The organism is Pseudomonas sp. R4-35-07 (assembly GCF_003852235.1).
In the GTDB taxonomy this organism is placed as follows: Bacteria; Pseudomonadota; Gammaproteobacteria; order Pseudomonadales; family Pseudomonadaceae; genus Aquipseudomonas.
The window spans coordinates 3,979,866-4,002,701 of the sequence record NZ_CP027732.1 but is presented as its reverse complement, the minus strand read 5'-3'; the positions used below and the strand labels follow the sequence as shown (position 1 = coordinate 4,002,701).

15 protein-coding genes and 1 pseudogene are annotated in these 22,836 nt (G+C 58.5%); 9 read left to right on the top strand and 7 right to left on the bottom strand.

Features of this window, described 5'->3' with window-relative positions; all coding sequences use genetic code 11:
• Positions 1-34 precede the first annotated feature (34 nt).
• Positions 35-2,608 carry a hypothetical protein gene (locus tag C4J89_RS18200; protein WP_124415226.1) on the top strand — a complete coding sequence of 858 codons (2,574 nt, stop codon included), beginning with the start codon at positions 35-37 and terminating at the stop codon, positions 2,606-2,608.
• Positions 2,609-2,695: 87 nt separating this feature from the next.
• Here the strand turns inward: C4J89_RS18200 and C4J89_RS26970 are convergent, their stop codons facing one another.
• The gene (locus tag C4J89_RS26970) at positions 2,696-2,878 is read right to left on the bottom strand and encodes a hypothetical protein (RefSeq protein WP_164487582.1); all 183 of its coding nucleotides are present in this window, start codon (positions 2,876-2,878) and stop codon (positions 2,696-2,698) included.
• A gap of 83 nt (positions 2,879-2,961) precedes the next feature.
• Between C4J89_RS26970 and C4J89_RS18195 the strand changes: the two genes are divergently transcribed.
• Together C4J89_RS18195 and C4J89_RS18190 are read left to right on the top strand one after the other, a co-directional pair.
• On the top strand, positions 2,962-5,679 hold the full coding sequence (locus tag C4J89_RS18195) for a hypothetical protein (protein ID WP_124415225.1): 2,718 nt from the start codon (positions 2,962-2,964) through the stop codon (positions 5,677-5,679).
• Positions 5,680-5,955: 276 nt separating this feature from the next.
• A complete protein-coding gene (locus C4J89_RS18190) occupies positions 5,956-8,532 on the top strand; it encodes a hypothetical protein (protein ID WP_124415224.1) in 2,577 nt (858 codons plus the stop codon).
• A gap of 61 nt (positions 8,533-8,593) precedes the next feature.
• Here C4J89_RS18190 and C4J89_RS18185 read toward each other — a convergent pair.
• A pseudogene (locus C4J89_RS18185) lies at positions 8,594-8,740 on the bottom strand (thiol:disulfide interchange protein DsbG); the annotation flags it as partial.
• A gap of 212 nt (positions 8,741-8,952) precedes the next feature.
• On the opposite strand from C4J89_RS18185, the gene C4J89_RS18180 reads away from it, so the two are divergent.
• Complete coding sequence (locus tag C4J89_RS18180; RefSeq protein ID WP_124415223.1) at positions 8,953-11,646, top strand: hypothetical protein; 2,694 nt, start codon at positions 8,953-8,955, stop codon at positions 11,644-11,646.
• Between the two features lie 156 nt (positions 11,647-11,802).
• Here C4J89_RS18180 and dsbG read toward each other — a convergent pair whose 3' ends face one another.
• From dsbG to dsbD, 3 genes are read right to left on the bottom strand one after another with little or no spacing between them, the layout of a single operon-like run.
• Positions 11,803-12,564: a thiol:disulfide interchange protein DsbG gene (gene dsbG / locus C4J89_RS18175; RefSeq protein WP_124415222.1), complete on the bottom strand. Its 762-nt coding sequence runs from the start codon at positions 12,562-12,564 to the stop codon at positions 11,803-11,805.
• Positions 12,540-13,385 (bottom strand): TlpA disulfide reductase family protein, encoded by an 846-nt coding sequence (locus C4J89_RS18170; protein WP_124363743.1) that lies wholly within the window; start codon positions 13,383-13,385, stop codon positions 12,540-12,542. The genes dsbG and C4J89_RS18170 overlap by 25 nt, the downstream gene beginning before the upstream one ends.
• Positions 13,385-15,112 (bottom strand): protein-disulfide reductase DsbD, encoded by a 1,728-nt coding sequence (gene dsbD, locus C4J89_RS18165; protein ID WP_124415221.1) that lies wholly within the window; start codon positions 15,110-15,112, stop codon positions 13,385-13,387. The genes C4J89_RS18170 and dsbD overlap by 1 nt, the downstream gene beginning before the upstream one ends.
• Positions 15,113-15,288: 176 nt before the next feature.
• On the opposite strand from dsbD, the gene C4J89_RS18160 reads away from it, so the two are divergent.
• The 5 genes from C4J89_RS18160 to C4J89_RS18140 all read left to right on the top strand — a co-directional run bounded on the left by C4J89_RS18160 (position 15,289) and on the right by C4J89_RS18140 (position 20,130).
• Positions 15,289-15,969, top strand: coding sequence for a response regulator (locus tag C4J89_RS18160; RefSeq protein WP_124363741.1), 681 nt, complete (start codon positions 15,289-15,291; stop codon positions 15,967-15,969).
• Positions 15,969-17,288, top strand: a complete 1,320-nt coding sequence (locus C4J89_RS18155; protein WP_124415220.1) for an ATP-binding protein — start codon at positions 15,969-15,971, stop codon at positions 17,286-17,288. Before C4J89_RS18160 ends, C4J89_RS18155 begins: the two co-directional genes overlap by 1 nt.
• Positions 17,289-17,411: 123 nt before the next feature.
• Positions 17,412-18,179 (top strand): N-acetylmuramoyl-L-alanine amidase, encoded by a 768-nt coding sequence (locus C4J89_RS18150; RefSeq protein WP_124415219.1) that lies wholly within the window; start codon positions 17,412-17,414, stop codon positions 18,177-18,179.
• A gap of 246 nt (positions 18,180-18,425) precedes the next feature.
• The gene (locus C4J89_RS18145) at positions 18,426-19,826 is read left to right on the top strand and encodes an aspartate aminotransferase family protein (RefSeq protein ID WP_124415218.1); all 1,401 of its coding nucleotides are present in this window, start codon (positions 18,426-18,428) and stop codon (positions 19,824-19,826) included.
• Between the two features lie 82 nt (positions 19,827-19,908).
• Positions 19,909-20,130, top strand: coding sequence for an MbtH family protein (locus tag C4J89_RS18140; RefSeq protein WP_057721389.1), 222 nt, complete (start codon positions 19,909-19,911; stop codon positions 20,128-20,130).
• Between the two features lie 125 nt (positions 20,131-20,255).
• Here C4J89_RS18140 and C4J89_RS18135 read toward each other — a convergent pair whose 3' ends face one another.
• Positions 20,256-22,424: a mechanosensitive ion channel family protein gene (locus tag C4J89_RS18135; RefSeq protein WP_124415217.1), complete on the bottom strand. Its 2,169-nt coding sequence runs from the start codon at positions 22,422-22,424 to the stop codon at positions 20,256-20,258.
• A gap of 73 nt (positions 22,425-22,497) precedes the next feature.
• The gene (locus tag C4J89_RS26965) at positions 22,498-22,674 is read right to left on the bottom strand and encodes a hypothetical protein (RefSeq protein WP_164484560.1); all 177 of its coding nucleotides are present in this window, start codon (positions 22,672-22,674) and stop codon (positions 22,498-22,500) included.
• Positions 22,675-22,836: the final 162 nt, after the last annotated feature.

Genomic DNA, 22,836 nt, shown 5'->3' with positions numbered 1-22,836 from the left:
GGCATTCCCTGTCTATTGAAAAGGAACGTTCACCATGTCCAAGTCATTGCCGGATGCCCTTGACCTGCCCAAGCCAAAGCTGCTTGAGGCTGACGAAAATGGCAGTGTCGATTCACTCAAACTGCTGAACGGAGGCAACGTCAGCGTCTGCTACAACGGTATGCAGAAAAAAGACTTAATCGCTCTGGACTGGCCGTTGGCAGGCAGCCCTTATCCGCCGATAGAGCCCCAGCATGGCGACGACGCAGGTTGTATCTACTTTCATATTCCTCCTGAATACATAGCCTTGTGGTTGGACAATTACGCGTTGTTTACATACACCGTCACTAGAAACGATGAGAGTCAGACCTCTTTACAAGGTCAGGTACGGATCAGTCTGCCTTCGAACTTGCCTCAGGCGCAAATTCTCGAAGCGATCAATGGCAAACTGGATCTTTCTTTGTTGTGCTGTAAAGACCCGATTCTTTACATTCCACCCTGGGCATTTGCCGGCACAATCCAAACGATCAACTGCTATATAGGCGGCATCTATCCGGATGGCTCCAAGGCCAGACTCTATCCATTCGAGGATGAACCGGTTACCGACGAAGACGTACGCCTGGGGTGGCGTCGAGCACTGCCTCGGGCGTTGCTCCAGCAACTTAAACATGACAGCGAACTATATCTTGTGGCGTCCGTGCGCTTCAGCCGGGCTACTCCCTCTATATTGTTCCGCTCACTTTTGTTGACGTTGCTCACCGAGCCTCACTTGGAGCTGTCGCCCCCTGAGCTCAAGGAAGCTGTACACACTGAGTTCGACGGCTGGGTGGTCAACCCGATAAACACGGTGAACGGTGCGCATATCGCGGTGGCTTATGAGGGCATGTGCAGCGGCGACATGGTTTGCCCGGTACTTACCGGCACCCCAGGGCCAGGCACAGTCGAACTGGAATGTCGCCAACCGGTTGAAGGTGAAACCAGCCTGGTGTTTGCGGTACCGCCCTCAGTGATACGCGCCAATTTCGAGCAAGCCATTACGTTGACCTACAACGTCACGCGCTGCGATGGCAGCCATTGGTCCTCACCAGAGCGCCGAGTGAAGGTGCTGGGCATCATGGACTTGCCAAAACCGGGGATTGAACAGGCCACCGGCAACCGGGTGGACCTCAATACTTTTGGTGATGACGCAACGGCGATAGTGCCCATCTGGCATTACGCCATGGAGCAGGACTGCTGCTGGATGTGGGTAACCGGCACACTTGAGGCCGGCAACGCTTATCAGTTTTATATATTGGAAGGAGAGCCGCTGACTACCGCATGGTTAGGCGACGGAGTTGATACACCGATAGCCAGGACCAAGCTGCAAAAATTGGCCGATTGCAGTGAGTTTGAACTGCATTTTGCGGCGAATTTTAATGGGCTGTGCGACCTGGGCACGGCCGTCGAGTTTCCTGTCCGGACCTTCAGCATCGAACAGGAAGCTCTGGTACTGGTTGAGCCAACAGTGACGGAAGCGGTGCTTACCAACTTGACCGCTTACAATGGGCGCGACGGCGTACATGTCGAAGTGAAGTACGCCGGCAGCAACCCCAAGCACTCCATCAGTGTCTGCTGGAAACGACCGGACGATACATGCTGGTTATTGCCCTCCAAACCAGGCAGCACGACGGACGCGGTGATCTGGTTGTTGCCGCCGGAAGCCGTGATCGAGAGTATGGGTAAGGTGGTGGAGATCACTTACACGGTCACCACCGCCTGTAAGGTGCAGACATCGCCGCCGTTGAATTTGAGCATCAGCCTTCCTGTGCGCCTGGAAACGCCAAACTTGCGGCAGGCTACGCCTCCCAGAACGCAAAATGGCATTGTGGATACGCGAACATTCGCCGGGAATGCCGACGCTTTCATAGATTGGATGTGGTTTTTGCGAGCAGGACACAAGTGCTGGCTTCGGGCGACCGGAATCGATAAGAGCGGCGCTCCCTACAGTTTTGTTGTTTATGCGGCTCGAACGATTACAGCTGCAGAAGAAGCGGCAACGTCCGAGGTGGCGGCACCTGTACTGCGATCCGAGTTAGTGAAGGCGCAGAATTACTCCTCCATGACCTTCACATGGAGCGTGTCGACTGACGGCTTGACTGAGAATGTGGTGTGTCCACCGCGCGTGTTGACCGTAGTCAAACCACCTGAAATGCGTTACGAAAACTTCACAGGGCAGGCCACCAAACTGATCTCTGCCGGACAGAGCATTAGTATTCCAACGATGACCATTGACTTTATTTCAGGCCCTGGACAAGCGGGTATCTCGTCATATCCATCTACGATCCCCGGAATGCATGAAGGCCAGGCACTGGTTATTGCTGACCGCATACATCAGGGGCCTCCGCAACTTCTGCGCTTGACTTTAACCTTCAACTGTAAACGAGTGAGATTTGCTTACACGTACAACGACTTTCCTTCAATGATCACCTTCTATAGTCGGGAAGGTGATGACTTGGGCGAGGTTAGCCTTAATGGAAACCCTTGGAATGGTTGGGTAGATTTCTCGGCAACGGGGAGTTCAACTATTGGGAGGATAGAAATCAGCTGTGGCAACTGGACGTACTGGGACTTCTTTACATTCTGGGCGTAGTCACTTCCTGTAGTAAAAGCGCCCATGTTGATACGTGGGCGTTTTTTTCGTACGTTCCTACTTACCTTACTTTCAACCCCAGAATCTTCACCAACTTATCCGGCGACGGCGCCCCTTCAACTTGCTGCCGTTGCTGGCGCCTTCGTGTTCTTCCAGGGTGGGGCAGTTGGGGTCGCTGGACAGGTAGACGATGCGCGGCGCGTTGACGTAGCCGTCCCGAACCCAGTGCTTTTGGTCAGAACTGTCAATTCTGACAGTAGGCGCAGTCATGAAAAAAAGACTTACTACAGGGGCGCACCTTGGCCGGACAGGTTGGCCAGGGATAAAAACACCTTGAGTACGGAATTCTCATCATGGCCAAGCAAACACCCGCTGAAACCCCTGAAACCTCACTGAGCGCTGACAGCACGCCAAAACCACGGAGCCCTAAACCGAAAACGGCTAAGCCTGATGCTTTGGAAGTCAACGCCCCGTCGATTTCCGGCGAGGCCGGCGGGATCGTGGTTCCCTCCGCAATGAGAGACTCCTATCTGACCGTGGATTCACGTATGGACGGGTCAGTCATCACCGTCACGGTCAGCGCAAAGGAGGCGCCTGAACTTGTCCTTGAGAATCTGGTGGATTCGAGCGGTGAGACAGGGGCCAGGAAGATTGAAATTCCCTTGCGCTACTTGACGAGCCTTATGGGGTTCACTGCCCGTATTTCATATACAGGCAGGTCACAAGGCCAGCTCGCCGCTTCTCTGGTCAAGGAAGTGGGCATATCGTTCTACCCGGCAAGTGAAAGTGAAGAGCTCGCGCCTCGACTGCTTCACGAAAAAGTCCTGCATAACACGCCTACCTATGACATGAACGACCATGAAGGGAATGAGACGGTGCTCGTGCCGCTCCATCCTCTTGCGAAGGCGGGCGATAAGGTTTACTGCACTGCGGTCACTGAGCAAGATGCTCCTCCGCATGCGTTCTACACTGTGCTTTACGACCATGTGTTGACTGAACAGGAGGTCGCCAGCGGTAATGCACTGCGACCCGAAATTGCACGGGGCTGGCTGGCACGGCGTAAACCGTGGAGATCCATTACGCTCCAGTCTGCCTGGATCACCAGCGGTCTGCCGGCCGAACCCCCTGCTGATGTTGACCCGCATCTCGAAACGCGCCTACCGCGAAATGCGCTCGAGGTTCAGCGCCGCCGCACCGCTGCGTTGATCGTGGCGCCAGGGTTAGACCTGCCACCTCCCCATCTGAGGCAGTCTGTGCAATACAACGATGAGTGGTGCCTTAACCCCGAGAACACTCAAGAGGGAGGCGAGGTCACCGTTCCCGGCCTTGACACTTATAAAGGCGACGAGGTGACGTTTTATGTCAGCGGGCCCGGTTATCCCAAGAAGCTGCTTGGTCAGGTAACGGTTGAGCAGAGCGGGGTTCTGCCCACTATCAAATTGCCGGCCTGTGTGGTGGCGTGTTTTTTCACCAAGCCTATGACGCTTAGTTACACCCTTGGCTTCAATGACAATGAACAGTCTTCACCTGTACGCGTGATCAACGTCCTTACCCCAACATTTCCCTATGCGCAGATAGAGGAAGCTACTGGAACAACCCTTTGCCTCACGACGTTCAAAGAGGACGCCACTGCGATCGTGCCGGTACCGGCCTACAGCTTGTGTTCGAGTTATTGCTGGATGTGGTTTGTGGGCAAGTATGAAAATGGCAGTGTTTACCGCTTCGATATTCTGGAACGGGTACCAATGACGGATGCCTGGAAGGCGGATGGTGTGGTAGCACCTATCGCCAGGGCCGCGCTGCAAGAGTTGGCTGATTGCAGTACGTTCGAACTGCACTTTGCGATGAGTTTTTGTGAGGCGTGTGATTTGGCAAGCGCGTTCGAATTCCCTGCCCAGACGTTCAAGATCGAGCAGGAAGCTCTGGTGCTGGTTGAGCCAACAGTGACGGAAGCGGTGCTTACCAACTTGACCGCTTACAATGGGCGCGACGGCGTACATGTCGAAGTGAAGTACGCCGGCAGCAACCCCAAGCACTCCATCAGTGTCTGCTGGAAACGACCGGACGATACATGCTGGTTATTGCCCTCCAAACCAGGCAGCACGACGGACGCGGTGATCTGGTTGTTGCCGCCGGAAGCCGTGATCGAGAGTATGGGTAAGGTGGTGGAAATCACTTATACGGTCACCACCGCCTGTAAGGTGCAGACATCGCCGCCGTTGAATTTGAGCATCAGCCTTCCTGTGCGCCTGGAAACGCCAAACTTGCGGCAGGCTACGCCTCCCAGAACGCAAAATGGCATTGTGGATACGCAAACATTCGCCGGGAATGCCGACGCTTTCATAGATTGGATGTGGTTTTTGCGAGCAGGACACAAGTGCTGGCTTCGGGCGACCGGAATCGATAAGAGCGGCGCTCCCTACAGTTTTGTTGTTTATGCGGGTCGAACGATTACAACTGCAGAAGAAGCAGCCGCAACAGAGGTCGCGGGGCCTGTATTGCGATCCGAGTTGATGAAGGCGAAGGATCAGTCCTCCATGACCTACACATTCAGCGTAGTTACGGACGGCAGCGGGCTTGAGCGTAATGCGATAGTGTGTCCTTCGCGGGTGTTGATTGTGCGCGTGATAACGATGGTTACTGAAGATTTTTCCAGTCTGCCTTACGGCCAATACCCCGCCGGCACTTCCGTGATTGCACCTACAATGACCATCAGGGCCCAGTCAGGTACTGTCGGTATTCATGCGGCCAATCCAGCCGTTCCAGAAATGACTTCCGGAAATGCAATTGCGTTGAACTGTGCCGCCACTACCGAAGGGCCGATGCCAACTCAGACGATTGATTTGTTTCTCACACGTGGCTATTCGCGTGTCAGATTTTCCTTTACGCGCAATGCGTATCACGGTGTTTGCTACTTCTATGACGCGGGAGGGAGTCTGCTCGGAACTCGCTCGGATATGCCGCTCAATAGTTGGGTGGACTTTAACGCTCCAGTCGACAAGTATGTCGCCAAAATAAGCGTCGTTAATCAACAACACTCTTATTTGGATAATTTTGAACTGTATTTTTAGGAGACTAGAGTGGTTGTCAGACATTGACCCTCAGTGCTCCTGGATTGCGCAGGAGCACTGTTCATTGGTGCCGCTGCGGGCGATGTTCGAGTACAGCACCGTGGCGGAGTTGGAGGGGTTGTGAGACGGCCGTTGGTCTGAAACGCCTAGGCTGTCCAGCAGAACTGTGAATTTTGACAGTAGAAACACCTGTTTTTTTTCGGTGTGATAGGGCGATGCTGATCAGGCCAACACCTGGCTTCGGCATCCCCTGTCTATTGAAAAGGAACGTTCACCATGTCCAAGTCATTGCCGGATGCCCTTGACCTGCCCAAGCCAAAGCTGCTTGAGGCTGACGAAAATGGCAGTGTCGATTCACTCAAACTGCTGAACGGAGGCAACGTCAGCGTCCGCTACAACGGTATGCAGAAAAAAGACTTAATCGCTCTGGACTGGCCGTTGGCAGGCAGCCCTTATCCGCCGATAGAGTCCCAGCATGGCGACGACGCAGGTTGTATCAACTTTCATATTCCTCCTGAATACATAGCTCTGTGGTTGGACAATTACGCGTTGTTTACATACACCGTCACTAGAAACGATGAGAGTCAAACCTCTTTACAAGGTCAGGTACGGATTAGTCTGCCTTCGAACTTGCCTCAGGCGCAAATTCTCGAAGCGATCAATGGCAAACTGGATCTTTCTTTGTTGTGCTGTAAAGACCCGATTCTTTACATTCCACCCTGGGCATTTGCCGGCACAATCCAAACGATCAATTGCTATATAGGCGGCATCTATCCGGATGGCTCCAAGGCCAGACTCTATCCATTCGAGGATGAACCGGTTACCGACGAAGACGTACGCCTGGGGTGGCGTCGAGCACTGCCTCGGGCGTTGCTCCAGCAACTTAAACATGACAGCGAACTGTATCTTGTGGCGTCCGTGCGCTTCAGCCGGGCTACTCCCTCTATATTGTTCCGCTCACTTTTGTTGACGTTGCTCACCGAGCCTCACTTGGAGCTGTCGCCCCCTGAGCTCAAGGAAGCTGTACACACTGAGTTCGACGGCTGGGTGGTCAACCCGATAAACACGGTGAACGGTGCGCATATCGCGGTGGCTTATGAGGGCATGTGCAGCGGCGACATGGTTTGCCCGGTACTTACCGGCACCCCAGGGCCAGGCACAGTCGAACTGGAATGTCGCCAACCGGTTGAAGGTGAAACCAGCCTGGTGTTTGCGGTACCGCCCTCAGTGATACGCGCCAATTTCGAGCAAGCCATTACGTTGACCTACAACGTCACGCGCTGCGATGGCAGCCATTGGTCCTCACCAGAGCGCCGAGTGAAGGTGCTGGGCATCATGGACTTGCCAAAACCGGGGATTGAACAGGCCACCGGCAACCGGGTGGACCTCAATACTTTTGGTGATGACGCAACGGCGATAGTGCCCATCTGGCATTACGCCATGGAGCAGGACTGCTGCTGGATGTGGGTAACCGGCACACTTGAGGCCGGCAACGCTTATCAGTTTTATATATTGGAAGGAGAGCCGCTGACTACCGCCTGGTTAGGCGACGGAGTTGATACACCGATAGCCAGGACCAAGCTGCAAAAATTGGCCGATTGCAGTGAGTTTGAACTGCATTTTGCGGCGAATTTTAATGGGCTGTGCGACATGGGCACGGCCGTCGAGTTTCCTGTCCGGACCTTCAGCATCGAACAGGAAGCTCTGGTGCTGGTTGAGCCAACAGTGACGGAAGCGGTGCTTACCAACTTGACCGCTTACAACGGGCGCGACGGCGTACATGTCGAAGTGAAGTACGCCGGCAGCAATCCCAAGCACTCCATCAGTGTCTGCTGGAAACGACCGGACGATACATGCTGGTTATTGCCCTCCAAACCTGGCAGCACGACGGACGCGGTGATCTGGTTGTTGCCGCCGGAAGCCGTGATCGAGAGTATGGGTAAGGTGGTGGAGATCACTTACACGGTCACCACCGCCTGTAAGGTGCAGACATCGCCGCCGTTGAATTTGAGCATCAGCCTTCCTGTGCGCCTGGAAACGCCAAACTTGCGGCAGGCTACGCCTCCCAGAACGCAAAATGGCATTGTGGATACGCGAACATTCGCCGGGAATGCCGACGCTTTCATAGATTGGATGTGGTTTTTGCGAGCAGGACACAAGTGCTGGCTTCGGGCGACCGGAATCGATAAGAGCGGCGCTCCCTACAGTTTTGTTGTTTATGCGGCTCGAACGATTACCGCTGCAGAAGAAGCGGCAACGTCCGAGGTGGCGGCAACTGTACTGCGATCCGAGTTGATGAAGGCGCAGAATCACTCGTCCATGACCTTCACATGGAGCGTGTCGACTGACGGCTTGACTGAGAATGTGGTGTGTCCACCGCGCGTGTTGACCGTAGTCACACCACCTGAAATGCGTTACGAAAACTTCACAGGGCAGGCCACCAAACTGATCTCTGCCGGACAGAGTATTAGTCTTCCAACGATGACCATTGCCTTTATTTCAGGCCCTGGACAAGCGGGTATCTCGCCATATTCATCTCCGGTCCCCGGAATGTTGGAAGGCCAGGCACTGGTTACTGCTAATCGCGTAGCGCAGACATCATCACCGCAACTTCTGCGCTTGACCTTAACCTTCAACTGTAAACGAGTGAGATTTGCTTACACAGGCAAAAACTATCCTACAATGATCACGTTTTATAGTCCGGAAGGTGGTTACTTGGGCGCGGTTAGCCTTAATGGACCCTCGTTGAATGGTTGGGTAGATTTCTCGGCAACGGGGAGTTCAATTATTGGGAGGATAGACATCAGCTCCAGCGACTGGACGTATTGGGACTTCTTTACATTCTGGTTGTAGTCACTTCCTGTAGTAAAAGCGCCCATGTTGATACGTGGGCGTTTTTTTCGTACGTTCCTACTTACCTTACTTTCAACCCCAGAATCTTCACCAACTTCTCCGGCGACGGCGCTCCTTGCTGTTGCTGCAAGCCACCCTTGTCATCCAGATAGAAAATCGCCGGCGTCGCCGGCAATTCCAGTTCTTCCATAAATTTCATATTGGCATCGGAGTTGCCGAGTGTCGCACTCGTTGCTGGCCACGTAGCTAGCACAGCTGGAGGGGGTTATAAGGTGCCGTTGGTCAAAATACCGAGAATTCCCCACAAAACTGTTAGTTCTGACAGTAGGCAAGGTTCTTGATCCAAGGGTTAGATAACCGCAGTTTCTGGCCAGTCTGGCCGGGCCCGACGATGATCTAACACTGGAAAGGAGTCTTATCGTGGCGAGCAAAATACCTGCAAAAAAAACCGGTTCCGTTCAGACAGCTAATTCGCTGCCAGCCGTTGAAACGGAACTGCCCTATGCGATTATCGAGCACGCTGCGAACAACAGCGTGCTGTATCCCATTGATGCGATTGATGGCACGACGGCCACGCTGACGCTGCCGGCGAACGCCACCAACGTCATGTTCTATATGGCGGTCAAGGATCAGGACGAGCCGAGATTCGAGCCAGTTTCTGTCGAAAATGGCGTGAATGTCGTCGACATTCCGGCACAGTGGATCAGCTACTGCATCGGGCACACGGTATTGATCAAATACACGGCCAATGCAGGGGGGCGGGCATTGGAGTCCTTGACGCTTGAGCTGGAAATCCAACAGATCAGGGAGGAGCATCTCGTCGTCTCAAGGCCGGTGTTTACCCATGCCAAGGAGGAGTGGAGTACCTGGTACCTGCGCATGCAGGAGTTCCCCGGTGATGAAATTGTCGCGATCAAGGCCTGGCCGATGATTCAACCCGGGCAGCGGTTGTTTGTCGTTGTTGCGGGAAACCAGCACGTCGCGCCCTATCGCTTCGCCTGGGTAGCCAAGGATCACGTGGTTCAGGAGCACGAAGCCCATCCAGAACATGTTTTCCGCTTTACGCTTTCGCGAGGCTGGCTGTCCAGGCTGGACGACTATTCGGCGATCACCGCTCACCTGGGCGTGATTTGGGACACCACCGCCCCGGTATACCCTGCGCCTGGCGATCCGCTTCTGGAGAATCCGCTCCCAGTGAACGCCGAGGATTTCCACCTGCGCACTACCTCGTTGTTGCTGGTCGACCCCGGACAGGAACTGAACCCACCGCACTTGAAGGAGTCGGTGGAGCTACCCCCAGGTCAATGGCAGGTCAACCCTAGCAATACGGTCAACGGCGGGCATGCAATCGTCAGCTACGACGGCATGTTCGAGGGCGACCATGTCTGTGCCTATGCGTCGGGTCCGAATTACGCGCCGGTGGCCCTCGGCTGCCAGGACGTGAAGAAAGACGAGACGAGCCTGTCATACGATGTTGCCCCCGATATCGTTGCAGCGCTGTTCGACAAGACGCTGACGCTCAACTACAGCCTCCAGTTCAACAGTTATCAACCCCAATCTTCCCCTGATCGCCACATCAAAGTGCTTGCTCCGCAACTGACCACACCGGATATCGAAGAAGCAACGATGGGGACCGTTGATCTCACCACGTTCAACAACGATGCCTCGGGTGTGGTACCTCTTTTTGACTATGCCAAAGAGGGCCAATGTTGCTGGATGTGGCTGACGGGCGTGGATGAGGAAGGCGTGGCCTTGCAGTTGGATGTGTTGCAGGACGTGCCACTGAAGCCGCACTGGCTAATCGATGGCGTGGATACGCCCATCGCCCGGAATGCTCTGAAAAAACTGGCGGATTGCAGCGACTTCAAGCTGCATTTTGCGGCGAGCTTCGATGGACAGTGCGATCGATCGACCGCCCGCGAATTCCCGGCTCGATCTTTCACCATCATCCAGGAACAGCGAGTGCTCAAAGCGCCCACCGTGCAGGAAGCTGTGGACAACGAGCTGACCGTGTGGAATGGACGAAATGGCGTGCATGTCGAGGTGAGTTACCTCGGTAACCATCCCAACCACACCCTCAGTCTTTGCTGGACGAAGCCAAACGGAGCGTGCTGGCCGCTGGAATCCCAGCCGGGCAGCGCCAGCGGAAGCACTACCTTTTTGGTACCTCGAGAGGCGGTGATCGAAAGCATCGGCAAAACGGTGAAGATCAACTACACCGTCACCAGTGCTTGCAAGGTGCAGACTTCAGATGATTTGAATTTGCACGTCAGCGTACCGGTGCGCCTGCCGACGCCGGTTGTGAGACAGGCTACGCCACCCGCTACTCAATACGGCATTCTCGATCTGACTACCTTCCCCGGAGATGCCTTAATCACAGTTGAAACCTGGTGGTTTGCGTTGGCCGGGCAATGTGTCTGGCTCAAATGCACGGGTATCAAAAAAAATGGAACTGGGCATACTTTCTATGTGGTGAAGGGCCGGCCGCTTACCCTTGAGGAGGCCCAGACGGGGCTCTCTCAAACGATGAGTCGATCAGATATTCTGCTGTTGAAACATGATTCACCCCTGACCGTCACCTGCATTACAGCGCCAGATAGCAACGATCCAGAAAGGGATTCCGTCACTTTTCCAGTGTTGAACCTGATTGTGAAGGGCCAACTGATCTGCCGGGAAGAGCGCTTTGAGGGGCTGGCGCCGCGGACGTTTGCTGCAGGCGGTAGTATTCAGACGGATTTGATGAAAATAACCTTTCAATCGGGGGCGGGTCTGGCGGGTATAGTGCCCTATGGTAATAACAACTATTACTCAGGTAACCACTTTGTCATGTGCCATGGTTCCGGTCATCAAATTCCACCACAGCTGCATCGATTTGATTTCAGTCGTGAGCTGGAATCCCTCAGGTTCGGCTGGGTCTGGAAAGAACTACCAGCGACAGTCACCTTTTATGGCCCCGCCGGCAATGTGATCCGGCAAGATACCTATCCCGATAATTGGTACGCCGGTTTCTGGGTCGAGTTGAAAATGACGCCTGGGACCACTGTGGCCTGGATGACGGTACTTGTAGAAGACAACTCGTATATCGATAACTTCAGCATGTGCTTCCGCGAGTAAGCTGTGTTTGCTGATATACGGTTAGCGAACCTCATGAGTTGTTGAGTTCAGGGTGACTGGCTCAGGGTGTAGAGGTTTGCCTCAAGTGAGTGATCTTTAGCAAACCAAGGGCCTCCGCTGTATGGAGGCCTTTTTATTGAGTCCCTCGCGAGGGACTCACTTAGGCCCCAGTATCTTCACCAACTTCTCCGGCGACGGCGCTCCTTGCTGTTGCTGCAAGCCACCCTTGTCATCCAGATAGAAAATCGCCGGCGTCGCCGACAATTCCAGTTCTTCCATCAACTTCATATTCGCATCGAGCTTGGCCTCGATATCCGCTGGGATCTTGGTCAACGCCTGCAACTTGCTGCCCTTGCCGGCGCCCTCGTGTTCTTCCAAGGCTTTTTGCGGGTCTTTGGCGGCAAGCAGCGCGGCGGATTTGCCTGGGCTGTCTTCGCGGATGATGCCGACCATGATGTGGCGCAGTTGGACCTTGCCGGCCTTCACCCATGGGCGAGCCTGTTCCCAGAACATGTTGCAGTAGGGGCAGTTGGGGTCGCTGAACAGGTAGACGGTACGTGGCGCGTTGACGTCGCCGTCCTGGATCCAGTTGCTCTTTTCCATCTTGGCCCAGACTTCCTTGGCCATCGGCGCGTACACCAGTTTCTCCAGCGGCGCGCTGCTCAGGTCATTGCCCTGGGCGTCGTACAGGTTGCCGGCGATCACGCTTTTGCCGTCGGCGGTCAGGTACAGCGCCATGCCGCGGTTCTGGTACTGCGCGGCGTAGCCGGTGAGGCCGCTGGGGGCGTCGAATTTGCCGAGGATTCTAGCGCCCTTGGCTTCGATCTGTTTGATCGGGGCCGGCCAGTCTTCGGCCTGGGCCAGCGTGGCGGCGAGCGTCAAAGGCAGCAGGGTCAGCAGGTGGCGGAGGCGAGGCATGTGGGTTTCCTTTGTGGGGCGGTGTCGAAGGGTTCCATGGCACGGGCCAGGCTGGCTTGGGACAGTTCGCCCAAGTGGCTGTTGATCAGGCGCCCGTCGGCGGTATAGAACAGCGTGGTGGGCAAGGCCATGGAACCCACGGCCTGGCCGAGGCGACCGCTGGCGTCGAACAGCACGTTATCCAGGTTCAGGCCCTGGGTGGCCAGGTAAGTGCTGACGCTTTGCATGCTCTCGGCCTGGTTGACGAACAGGAAGGTGACGTCCGGGCGTTGGTGTTGCGCGCGTTCCAGCACCGGCATTTCCCGACGGCACGGCGGGCACCAGGTGGCCCAGAGGTTGATCACCAGCGGGCCGCCTTTGTAATCGGCCAGTTGCACTACATTGCCATTGGCATCGCGCAAGGTGATGTCCGGCAGTTGCGAGCCCTTGTCGTAAAGGTTCAGGGACAGGCTGGCCATGCCCCAGAACACCAGGCCGCTGATTACCCCGGCACTCAGTGGCTTGCGCAGGGCCGGGCGCCGCCAGCCGTAGGCCAGCGCTCCCAGCACCAAGGCGATAACGCCTGGCCAGGCGAGAAAGCCGCCGTCGCGCAGGTCGACCATCTGCAGCCAGTCGTTGCGGTAATCGCTCCAGTACATCAGTACAAAGCTGACGCGCGCGGTCAGCATGCCGAGCAGGAACAGGCTGAACAGCACCGATTCGGGGTTTTCACCGCCACGCTTGGCCACGCGCCAGCCCACCAGGGTGGCAAGAATCAGCGCGCTGATCAGCAGGATATGATTCAGGGCGATGGCGAAGGTGCCGATGGTGAGGGTCAGCATCAGCGCGCGTCTCGGGTTTGCGTCCAGCGTTGCAGGAAGGCGGCGGCATCCACTTCGCCAGTGATGCGCTGGGCGCGGCGTTCTTCGCCGTCCGGGCCGATCCACACGAAGCTCGGTGGCCCGGGGACTTTATAACGGCCAAGCAGTTCGCGGCTGGCGGCGTTGTCAGCGGTAACGTCCAGGCGCAGCAGGCGCACGTCTTTCAAGGCATCCATCACTTCAGGTCTACCGAACACCTGTTTTTCCATGATCTTGCACGACACGCACCAGTCGGCGTAGTAATCCACCAGCACCCATTGGCCCTGAGCCTTGGCGCTGTCGAGCTGGCTTTGCAAGGCGGCGGGGTCGTTGATCGTTGTAAACGCATCGTGCGCGCTGGCGGTGGCAGCGACCCGCGCGCCACTGTAGACCTTCAGCGGTTGCCACAGCTCATCGCTGCCACCCGCCGCGCCCACCACCAACACCGCGCCCCACAGGCCCAGCAGCAGGGAACCGGCGCCACACACCTTGGCGGCCAGGCCGTATTCACGGGCCAGGGCCCAGCCACAATAGGCCATGACCAGCGCCAGTGCGCCCCACAGGCCGATCCACAGGCTTGCGTCGACCACCGGGCGGATCATCAGCACGGCGGTGCCGAGAAACAGGAAACCGAAGACCCCCTTGAGCACGTTCATCCAGGTGCCCGGCTTGGGCAGGAACCGGTTGCCCACGGTGACCAGCAGCAACAGCGGAATGCCGATGCCGATGCCCATGGCAAACAGGATCAGGCCACCGTGCAGCGCATTGCCGCTCTGGGCGATATACAGCAAGGCGCCGGCCAGGGGCGCGGTCATGCACGGGCCCACCAGCAGGCCGGATAACGCACCGAGAATGCCGGCACCGACCAGGCTGCCGCCGCTTTGCTTGCGGCTGACATGGTCCAGGCGATCGCGCAGGAAGGCCGGCAGTTGCAGTTCAAAGAAGCCGAACATCGGCAGGGCAAGGAGTACGAACAACGCGGCGAAACTGCCGAGGATCCACGGGGTTTGCAGCAGTGCGGCAAGGTTGCCGCCGAGCAATGCGGCCATTACGCCCAGCGCGGCGTATACCAGGGCCATGCACACCACGTAGCTGCTGGCCAGGGCAAAGCCGCGACGCGGGCTGGCCCCGCTGCCCACCACCAGCCCGGCGAGGATCGGCAGCATCGGCAGCGAGCAGGGCGCAAACGCCAACAACAGGCCCAGGCCGAAAAAGATCAACAGGCTCCAACCCAGGCTGCGCTGTTGCAGGCCGCTGGCCAGGCTCTGATCCTGGGCCTCAGCGGTGGCGGCGGCCGCCGGGTTGCCGCCCAGGTCCACGGTGATCGATTGCGGCGGATAGCACAGGCCGGCATCGGCGCAGCCCTGCCAGCCCAGTTTGACCTTGCCGGTAGCGCCGGCCGGGATCTTCACTTCCAGGCCCTGGCGATACACTTGCTGTTCGCCGAAGAACTCATCGCTATGGGCTTCGCCCTGGGGCAACACAGGCTTCTCGGCCAGGCCGTCGAATTTCATGCGCTGCTGGTACAGGTAATAACCGTCGGCAATCTGCCAGTACAGCTGGGTCTCGCCGCTTTCAAGACGTTCGGAGGTAAAGGCAAAGGCTTTGCCCACCGGGAGAAAGTCGGGTTTGGTCTCGAAAGGGTTGCCCGGCGCGGCCTGGGCCAGCCCCGCGAACAACACCAGCAGAAAGGTCAATAGATGACGCATGGTCCAGCCTTAGTTCGATACAAGTGAGGCACACAATGTGTGGCGTTGATTAACCGATGATTAACCGGGCGCTATTCTAGAGTGTAGGGATTGTCTGGTGTTGCGAAGTTCGCGGCATAATGCGCGCTTAATCCGTGCCTTTTCTAATCACCCGCATCTTTCATGAAGGGTTCAGCATGCACGTACTGGTCTGTGAAGACGACGAACTGATCGCCAGCGGCATCGTGGCCGGCCTCACCGCCCAGGGTTTCACGGTCGAACGCGTGGGCACAGCGGCGGCGGCCAGGGCGATGCTCAGGGCGGCGACCTTCGACATCATGGTGCTCGACCTCGGCCTGCCCGACGAAGACGGCCTGAAATTGCTGCAACAACAGCGCAGCCAGGGCCTGGAAATTCCGGTGCTGATCCTCACCGCGCGTGACTCGGTGACCAACCGCGTCGACGGCCTTCAGGCGGGGGCCGATGATTACCTGCTCAAGCCCTTCGACCTGCGCGAACTCGCCGCCCGCCTGCAAACCCTGCTGCGCCGCGTGGCGGGGCGCAGCGTCAACCTGATCGAACATGGCCGCCTGGCGTATGACCCCAGCAGCCGCGAGACTTTCCTGGGCGGCCAGCCGGTGGACCTGTCGCGCCGTGAACAAGCGCTGTTGCAGGCCTTGCTGCACAACAAGGGCCGTGTGCTCTCCAGCGAGCAGCTCAAGGACAGCGTCTACGGGTTCAACGACGAACTGGAAAGCAACGCGCTCAATGTGCATATCCACCACCTGCGGCGCAAATTGGGCAATGGCATCGTCGAGACCGTGCGCGGCCTCGGCTATCGCCTGGGCCCGGCCGATGCGGGAGAGGATGCTTCGTGATGAGCCTGCGCCTGCGCCTGACGTTCAAGCTCGGCGCCGCGTTTGTGTTGATCTGGGCCCTGGCGGCGGCCTGGATGCTCAACGACCTGCGCAACCAGATGATGTTTTCCCTCGACCAGCGCCTGGTAGCCTCGGCGCGTATGGTGGCCGGGCTGACCGAACAGATGCCGGGCCTGGCCAGCGTCGGCGCCGGCACCCATTTGCGCACCGAACAACTCAATGTACCGGGGGGCATGGCCTGCCAGGTCAGTTCCCTGCATGGCGAAATCCTGGCGCGCAGCCATACCACGCCGGATGAGGGGCTGGAGTCGCGCAAGAGCGGTTTTCGCGACCAGATGATCGATGGCGTGGGCTGGCGCAGTTTCACCCTGTCCCGTGGCGACCTGCTGATCACCACGGCCGACCGTCAGGTGGAGCGTGAGGCGCTGAACCTGTCGATCCTGCTGGCGGCCTCAGTGCCGGTCGGCGTGGCCTTGTTGGGGTGCCTGTGCTTGCTGTGGCTGGGCATCGGCCAGAGCCTGGTGCCGCTCAATCGTATGCGTGACGCTTTGATGCGCCGCAGCGCCGACTCGCTCGAGCCGCTGCAGATCCACCCGCTGCCCAGTGAACTCAAGCCGTTGCTCGACACCCAGAACCAACTGTTGCAACGCATCGCCAAGACCATCGAACGTGAGCGCCGCCTGACCGGCGACGCCGCCCATGAACTGCGCAGCCCGTTGACCGCGATCAAGACCCACCTGCAAGTGGCCCGCATGACCGAAGGCGCGGCGCGTGACCAGTCCCTGGCCCACGCCGAAGAAGGCGCCGACCGCTTGCATCGCACTCTGGAGCAACTGTTGCTGCTGGCGCGGGTGGAGGGCAGCTTGTCGTTTGACGATGGCTTACAGTCCAGCGCCGAGGACGTTGCCAGGCTGGCGATCCAGGACGCCAACGCCGGGGACAATTCGCGCATTGACCTGATCCTGGCGGGCAGCCTTGCCGCCACACCGGTGGACATGCCCGTGGGCCTGGCCGTCGCGGCCTTGCGCAACCTGCTGGACAACGCCTTGCGTCACACCCCGGCCGATACCCGGGTGGAGCTGAAGGTGTCGTCCAGCGCTGACAAGGTGATATTCCGCGTGCGTGACCATGGCCCGCAGATATCCAGCGAAGACCTGCAATATCTCACCCAACGCTTCTGGCGCAATGGCAGCAGCGAAGGCTGTGGCCTGGGCCTGGCGATTGTTCAGGCGATCGTCCAGCGCTGCGCTTGCTCGTTGACGTTCGACAGCCAGGCCGATGGCCTGCGGGTTGAGTTGGGTATGCCGTTGCGACACTGATCGCTTTTCTACAAGTGCCAAATAATTACCGCCCGCCCGAAGCGCAAGTCTTCAGGATGGCGGTAATTTTTTTGCGCTTGAAAGGGCCGAATGATTCGGCCCGTACTGAAAAGGACGGATCTTATGTTGGTCATCGATACCAGTTTCCCTGCCAGGGACTTCAACGAACGTAACGGCGAGCCTGTGAGGCAGGTACTCCTGCATTACACCGCGGCGCCCTTTGTATCGTCCTTGCGCACCCTGACCCAGAACGGGGTCAGCGCTCACTATCTGCTGCCCGATCCTGACGAACCGGCCTACCGCGCCGCCGGCTATGACGAACTGCGCGTGTTTCGCCTGGTGCCCGAAGATAAGCGCGCCTGGCATGCCGGGGCGAGTCATTGGGACGGGCGGGATAACCTCAACAGTCGCGCGATTGGCATCGAAATCGTCAACCTGGCGCGCGATGACAAAGGCGTGTTCACCTTCCCGGCGTATCGCGAGCAACAGGTGGAGGTTTTGATTACGCTGGTGCGCGATATCCTGGAGCGTTATCCGCAGATCGGACCGGTGGATATTCTCGGGCATTCGGATGTGGCGTACTGGCGCAAAAGCGATCCGGGACCTCAGTTGCCCTGGCGCTGCCTGTATGAAGCCGGGGTAGGCGCCTGGTTTGACGAGGCGACCCGAGCGATGTACCAACGCCGGTTTTGCCTGAGCTTGCCGCCGGAGGTGGAAGTAGAGCGGGCCTTTCAGCGGTATGGCTACAAACCGGCGTGGAACCGCCAAGCCTTTGAACAGCGGACCCGGGCATTTCAAATGCACTTTCGGGCGCGGGATTACGCTGGGCTTCTGGATGCTGAGACCTGCGCGATCCTGTACGCGCTGAATGAAAAATACCGCGGGCTCTAAAGCCGAACGCCATTCAAATGTGGGAGGGGGCTTGCTCCCGATAGCGGTGGGTCATCTAACCATTGGCTGCCTGATACACCGCAATCGGGAGCAAGCCCCCTCCCACATTTGATCTGCATACATCTGTAAATCCCACCAGGTCCCTAAATCCCCCCGCGCCTGATGCGTCTTCAGAATATGAAGTCCGTGCGCATTCCCCGCCCCCCACGGATGACCACCATCACCCGTGTATTGAGGGATCGAGAGATGTCAGTCGCCACCAGCCCCATCGAAGCCGCGCCTGTGCACGTCAGCGAAACGCTCTACCAGTTCGACGACAGCCCGTTGCTGGCCCGCCAGCGCCAGCAGGAATCCAATGCCCGCAGCTACCCGCGGCGCATCCCCCTGGCGCTCAAGCGGGCCAAGGGTATCTATGTGGAAGATGTGGAAGGCCGCAGTTTCATTGACTGCCTGGCCGGCGCGGGCACCCTGGCGCTCGGCCATAACCACCCGGTGGTGATCCAGGCCATTCAACAAGTGTTGAGCGATGAGTTGCCGTTGCACACTCTGGACCTGACCACGCCGGTCAAGGATCAGTTCGTGCAGGATTTGTTCGGCCTGCTGCCGCCGGAACTGGCGCGCGAGGCGAAAATCCAGTTCTGCGGCCCCACCGGTACCGATGCGGTGGAAGCGGCCTTGAAGCTGGTACGCACTGCCACCGGGCGCAGTACGGTGTTGTCGTTCCAGGGCGGTTATCACGGCATGAGCCAGGGCGCGTTGAGCCTGATGGGCAGCCTCGGGCCGAAGAAGCCGCTGGGCGCATTGCTTGGCAATGGCGTGCAGTTTCTGCCATTCCCCTACGACTACCGCTGCCCGTTCGGTCTGGGTGGCGCGCAGGGCGTGCGGGTCAACCTGCATTACCTGGAAAATCTGCTCACCGATCCCGAAGCTGGTGTGTTGCCGCCGGCAGCGGTGATTGTCGAAGTGGTGCAGGGTGAGGGCGGCGTGGTCCCGGCCGATCTCGACTGGCTGCGCGGTCTGCGGCGTATCACCGAACAGGCGGGCGTCGCGCTGATCGTCGATGAAATCCAGAGTGGCTTTGGCCGTACAGGCAAAATGTTCGCCTTCGAGCACGCGGGGATCATCCCGGACGTGGTGGTGATGTCCAAAGCCATTGGTGGCAGCCTGCCGCTGGCGGTGGTGGTGTACCGCGACTGGCTCGACACCTGGTTGCCGGGCGCCCATGCCGGGACCTTCCGTGGCAATCAGATGGCAATGGCGGCGGGTTCGGCAGTGATGCGCTACCTCAAGGAACACGACCTGGCCGCGCATGCGGCGGCGATGGGCGAGCGCCTGGGTGAACATCTGCGCCTGCTGCAGCGCGACTTCCCGCACCTGGGAGATATTCGCGGGCGTGGGTTGATGCTCGGCGTGGAGCTGGTTGACCCGGATGGCACGCGCGACATCCAAGGCCACCCACCGGTGCATCGCCAGCTCGCGCCGTTGGTACAACGTGAATGCCTCAAGCGCGGCCTGATCCTCGAGCTGGGCGGGCGGCATGGCGGCGTGGTGCGTTTCCTGCCACCGCTGGTGATCACCGCCGCCGAGATCGACCGGGTCGCCGAGATCTTCGGGCGCGCCGTGGCGGCGGCGCTCGCCAGCCTCTAATTTTCCCGGTCCCTGAAACGTTTCTAGAGATATCAGCGCTGCGCATGGTGCGCGGCCAGCCTTTGAGCGACGGAGAACCGCAATGACCTCAGTATTTGACCGCGACGACATCCTGTTTCAGGTAGTGGTCAACCACGAAGAACAGTATTCGATCTGGCCCGACTACAAGGCCGTGCCGGAAGGCTGGCGAACCGTGGGCAAGAGCGGCATGAAGAAAGAGTGCCTGGCCTATATCGAAGAGAACTGGACGGATATGCGTCCGCTGAGCTTGCGTCAGAAGATGGATGGCGCTGCACTCGCCTGAGCACCACTGATCAAAAATGTGGGAGGGGGCTTGCTCCCGATAGCGGAGTGTCAGTCACTGTATTTGTTGACTGACCCACCGCCATCGGGGGCAAGCCCCCTCCCACATTTAGACAGTGTCGCCTTCTAGAGGCTCTTCTCTTTCTCCAATGCGCCTGATGCTCCCGTCACCACCTGCACACTCAAGCGCGGTGTCGCCAGGTCAAGCCCGGCTTCATCCAGATGCCGCTTGAGTGACAGGTTGAACGCCCGCGACACTTCCCACTGCTTGATCGGCGCCGTCTTGAACCGTGCGCGCAGGATCGCGCTGCCCGATTCAAAACTCTCCACGCCCTGAATCTCCAGCGGCGACCAGATATTGCGGCGTTGCAGTGGGTCATTGCGCATGGCGTGGCCGACATCGCGCATCAGTTTGATCGCGTCGTCGATCTCCATGTTGTACGGGATCGCCACGCGAAAGATCGCGTAGCCGAATTCCCGCGAGTAGTTCTTGATGCTCTTGATCTCGCTGAAGGGAATGGTATGCACGATGCCGTCGATATCGCGCAGGCGCACGGTGCGGATGGTCAGCCCTTCGACGGTGCCGAGGTGGCCGCCGACGTCCACGTAGTCATCGATGGCCAGGGAGTCTTCGATAATGATGAACAGGCCGGTGATCAGGTCGGCCACCAGCGACTGCGCACCGAAACCGATCGCCAGGCCGATCACACCGGCACCGGCCAGCAGTGGCGTGACGTTCATGCCCATGTTCGCCAGGGCGACGATGGCGGCGATGATAAAGATGGTCACGAACAGCACGTTGCGGATCAACGGCATCATGGTTTGCGCACGCGCGTTGGCCAGGCCTTTGCGCGAGCGGGTCAGGGCATGATGGATCGCGGTGTCGCTGAGAATCCAGATCAGCCAGGCAAACAGTAAAGTCCCGCCGAGGCTGAACAGTTTGACGCTGATTTCATGGCCGTCGCCTTCGGTGAAGCGAATCAGTGACAGGCCCCACACGCGCAGGCCCAGTTCGATGAACACCAACCACACCGCCAGGTGCGCCAGGGTGTAGACGAAGCTTTTCAGGCGGTCGGAGTACAGCGCATGGCGCTTGTGCCCGCGTTGCGGCTTGAGGGCGTGGCGCCGCACCAGCCCGTTGATCACCATGCACAACACCAGCAACACGGTGCACAGCAGCGATTGGCGCAGGGCGGTGCTGGTGTCGCCGGCGGACAGGAAGGTGGCGAACAGCGAAATACCCACCAGCAACAATGCCGGCAAGTACCAGAAAGTGCCGATGATCGACAGGGTATCGGTGAGGGCGCGACGCGTCAGGCGGCGCGACAGTGGCTGGTTACGGATCAGGTGAGCGATCGGCCGACGGAAGCGCAGGATGAACACGCCAGTGGACAGCGCCGCCATCACATTGGCCACGGTTGCGGCCGTATGAGCCAGGTGCTGGCCGAGCGCTGTGACCAGCCGCGGGTCGCTCAAGGCTTCACCAAAGGCGGCGAAACTGCCGATCCACCACAGCGGGCGGAAGGCCTGATGGCGCAGGATATACAGGGCGCGGTGGCGGTGCGGGCCGTCCAGCAGGGAAAACGCAATCACGCAGATTGCCGAGAAACAAGTGCCGACGACCAGGGCGTAAGCCAGCACCATCGCCAGGGATTTGCCCAGGGACGAGGGCAGGGCGTAGCTCAGGTAAACCGTGATCACCAGGGCGATCAACCACGGGCCGAGTTTGCGCAGGGCGAAGCGCAGCATGTCCCAGGTGCGCGGGTGTTGCGGAAGTTCTTCAGGCAGGCCGAAACGTTCGCGCACGCGGTGGCTGAGCCAGATCAGCGCGGCGGCCAGCAGGCTCCATACCGCCAGGATCACCGCAAAACCAAAGATAATCGGCAGCCATTCAGTGGCCGGCAACATCAGCGCGCTGAGTTCGTCCCTGGCCAGGTCGACTTCATTGGACCAGCGGCCCAGCGGGCTGTCGGCGCCGGAGAACTGCTGTTCAAAGCCCGACAGCGTGCTGCCGATCAGGCCGAGCACACCGAGTTCGGCCGCCGGTTGGGCTTTTTGCGTGGCGGCGCGCAGTTTCTTCAAGTCGCTCAGCAGCTGGGTGCGCTGCTGGTCGTTCTCCAGGGTTTTGATCACCTCGTCCAGCGACTGCCCCAAGGGCACCTCGGCCTGGGGTTGGGCCTTGTTGGAGCTGCCCAGCATTCCGGGCAAGCCCACGGCTTGGGCGGACGTGAGCGGCAGCAGCGTGAGCAGGGCGATGAGCAGGTAGCAGGGCAGGGCAAACAGACGGAAAAGCACGGAGGCAGTCAACCTTGAAAACGACGAATTGACCGAGTGTACGAGGCCGCTATGCCAGATGCGAGCGCATTTGTCATTCCACCAGTTTCGCGAGGATCTTGTACACCACGGTGCCCAGGATCAGCAGCATGCCGACCCACATGCCGAATACGCCAAGGGGTTTGTCGCGAAAGTTGAAGCCGACGGCAAGCAGGATCATGCCGATCATGATCGGGATAAGCATGGCGTGGAACGAGGACATGGAGATCATCAGGCGACGGCCTTGTCGGAGTGGGAGTTCTGACAAGTCTAGGTCGGATTATGGGAAATGCAGGTGATATGGATCAGGTGAACACATAACCAATGTGGGAGGGGGCTTGCCCCGATAGCGGTAGGTCAGTCAACAGATACTTTGACTGACACTCTGCCATCG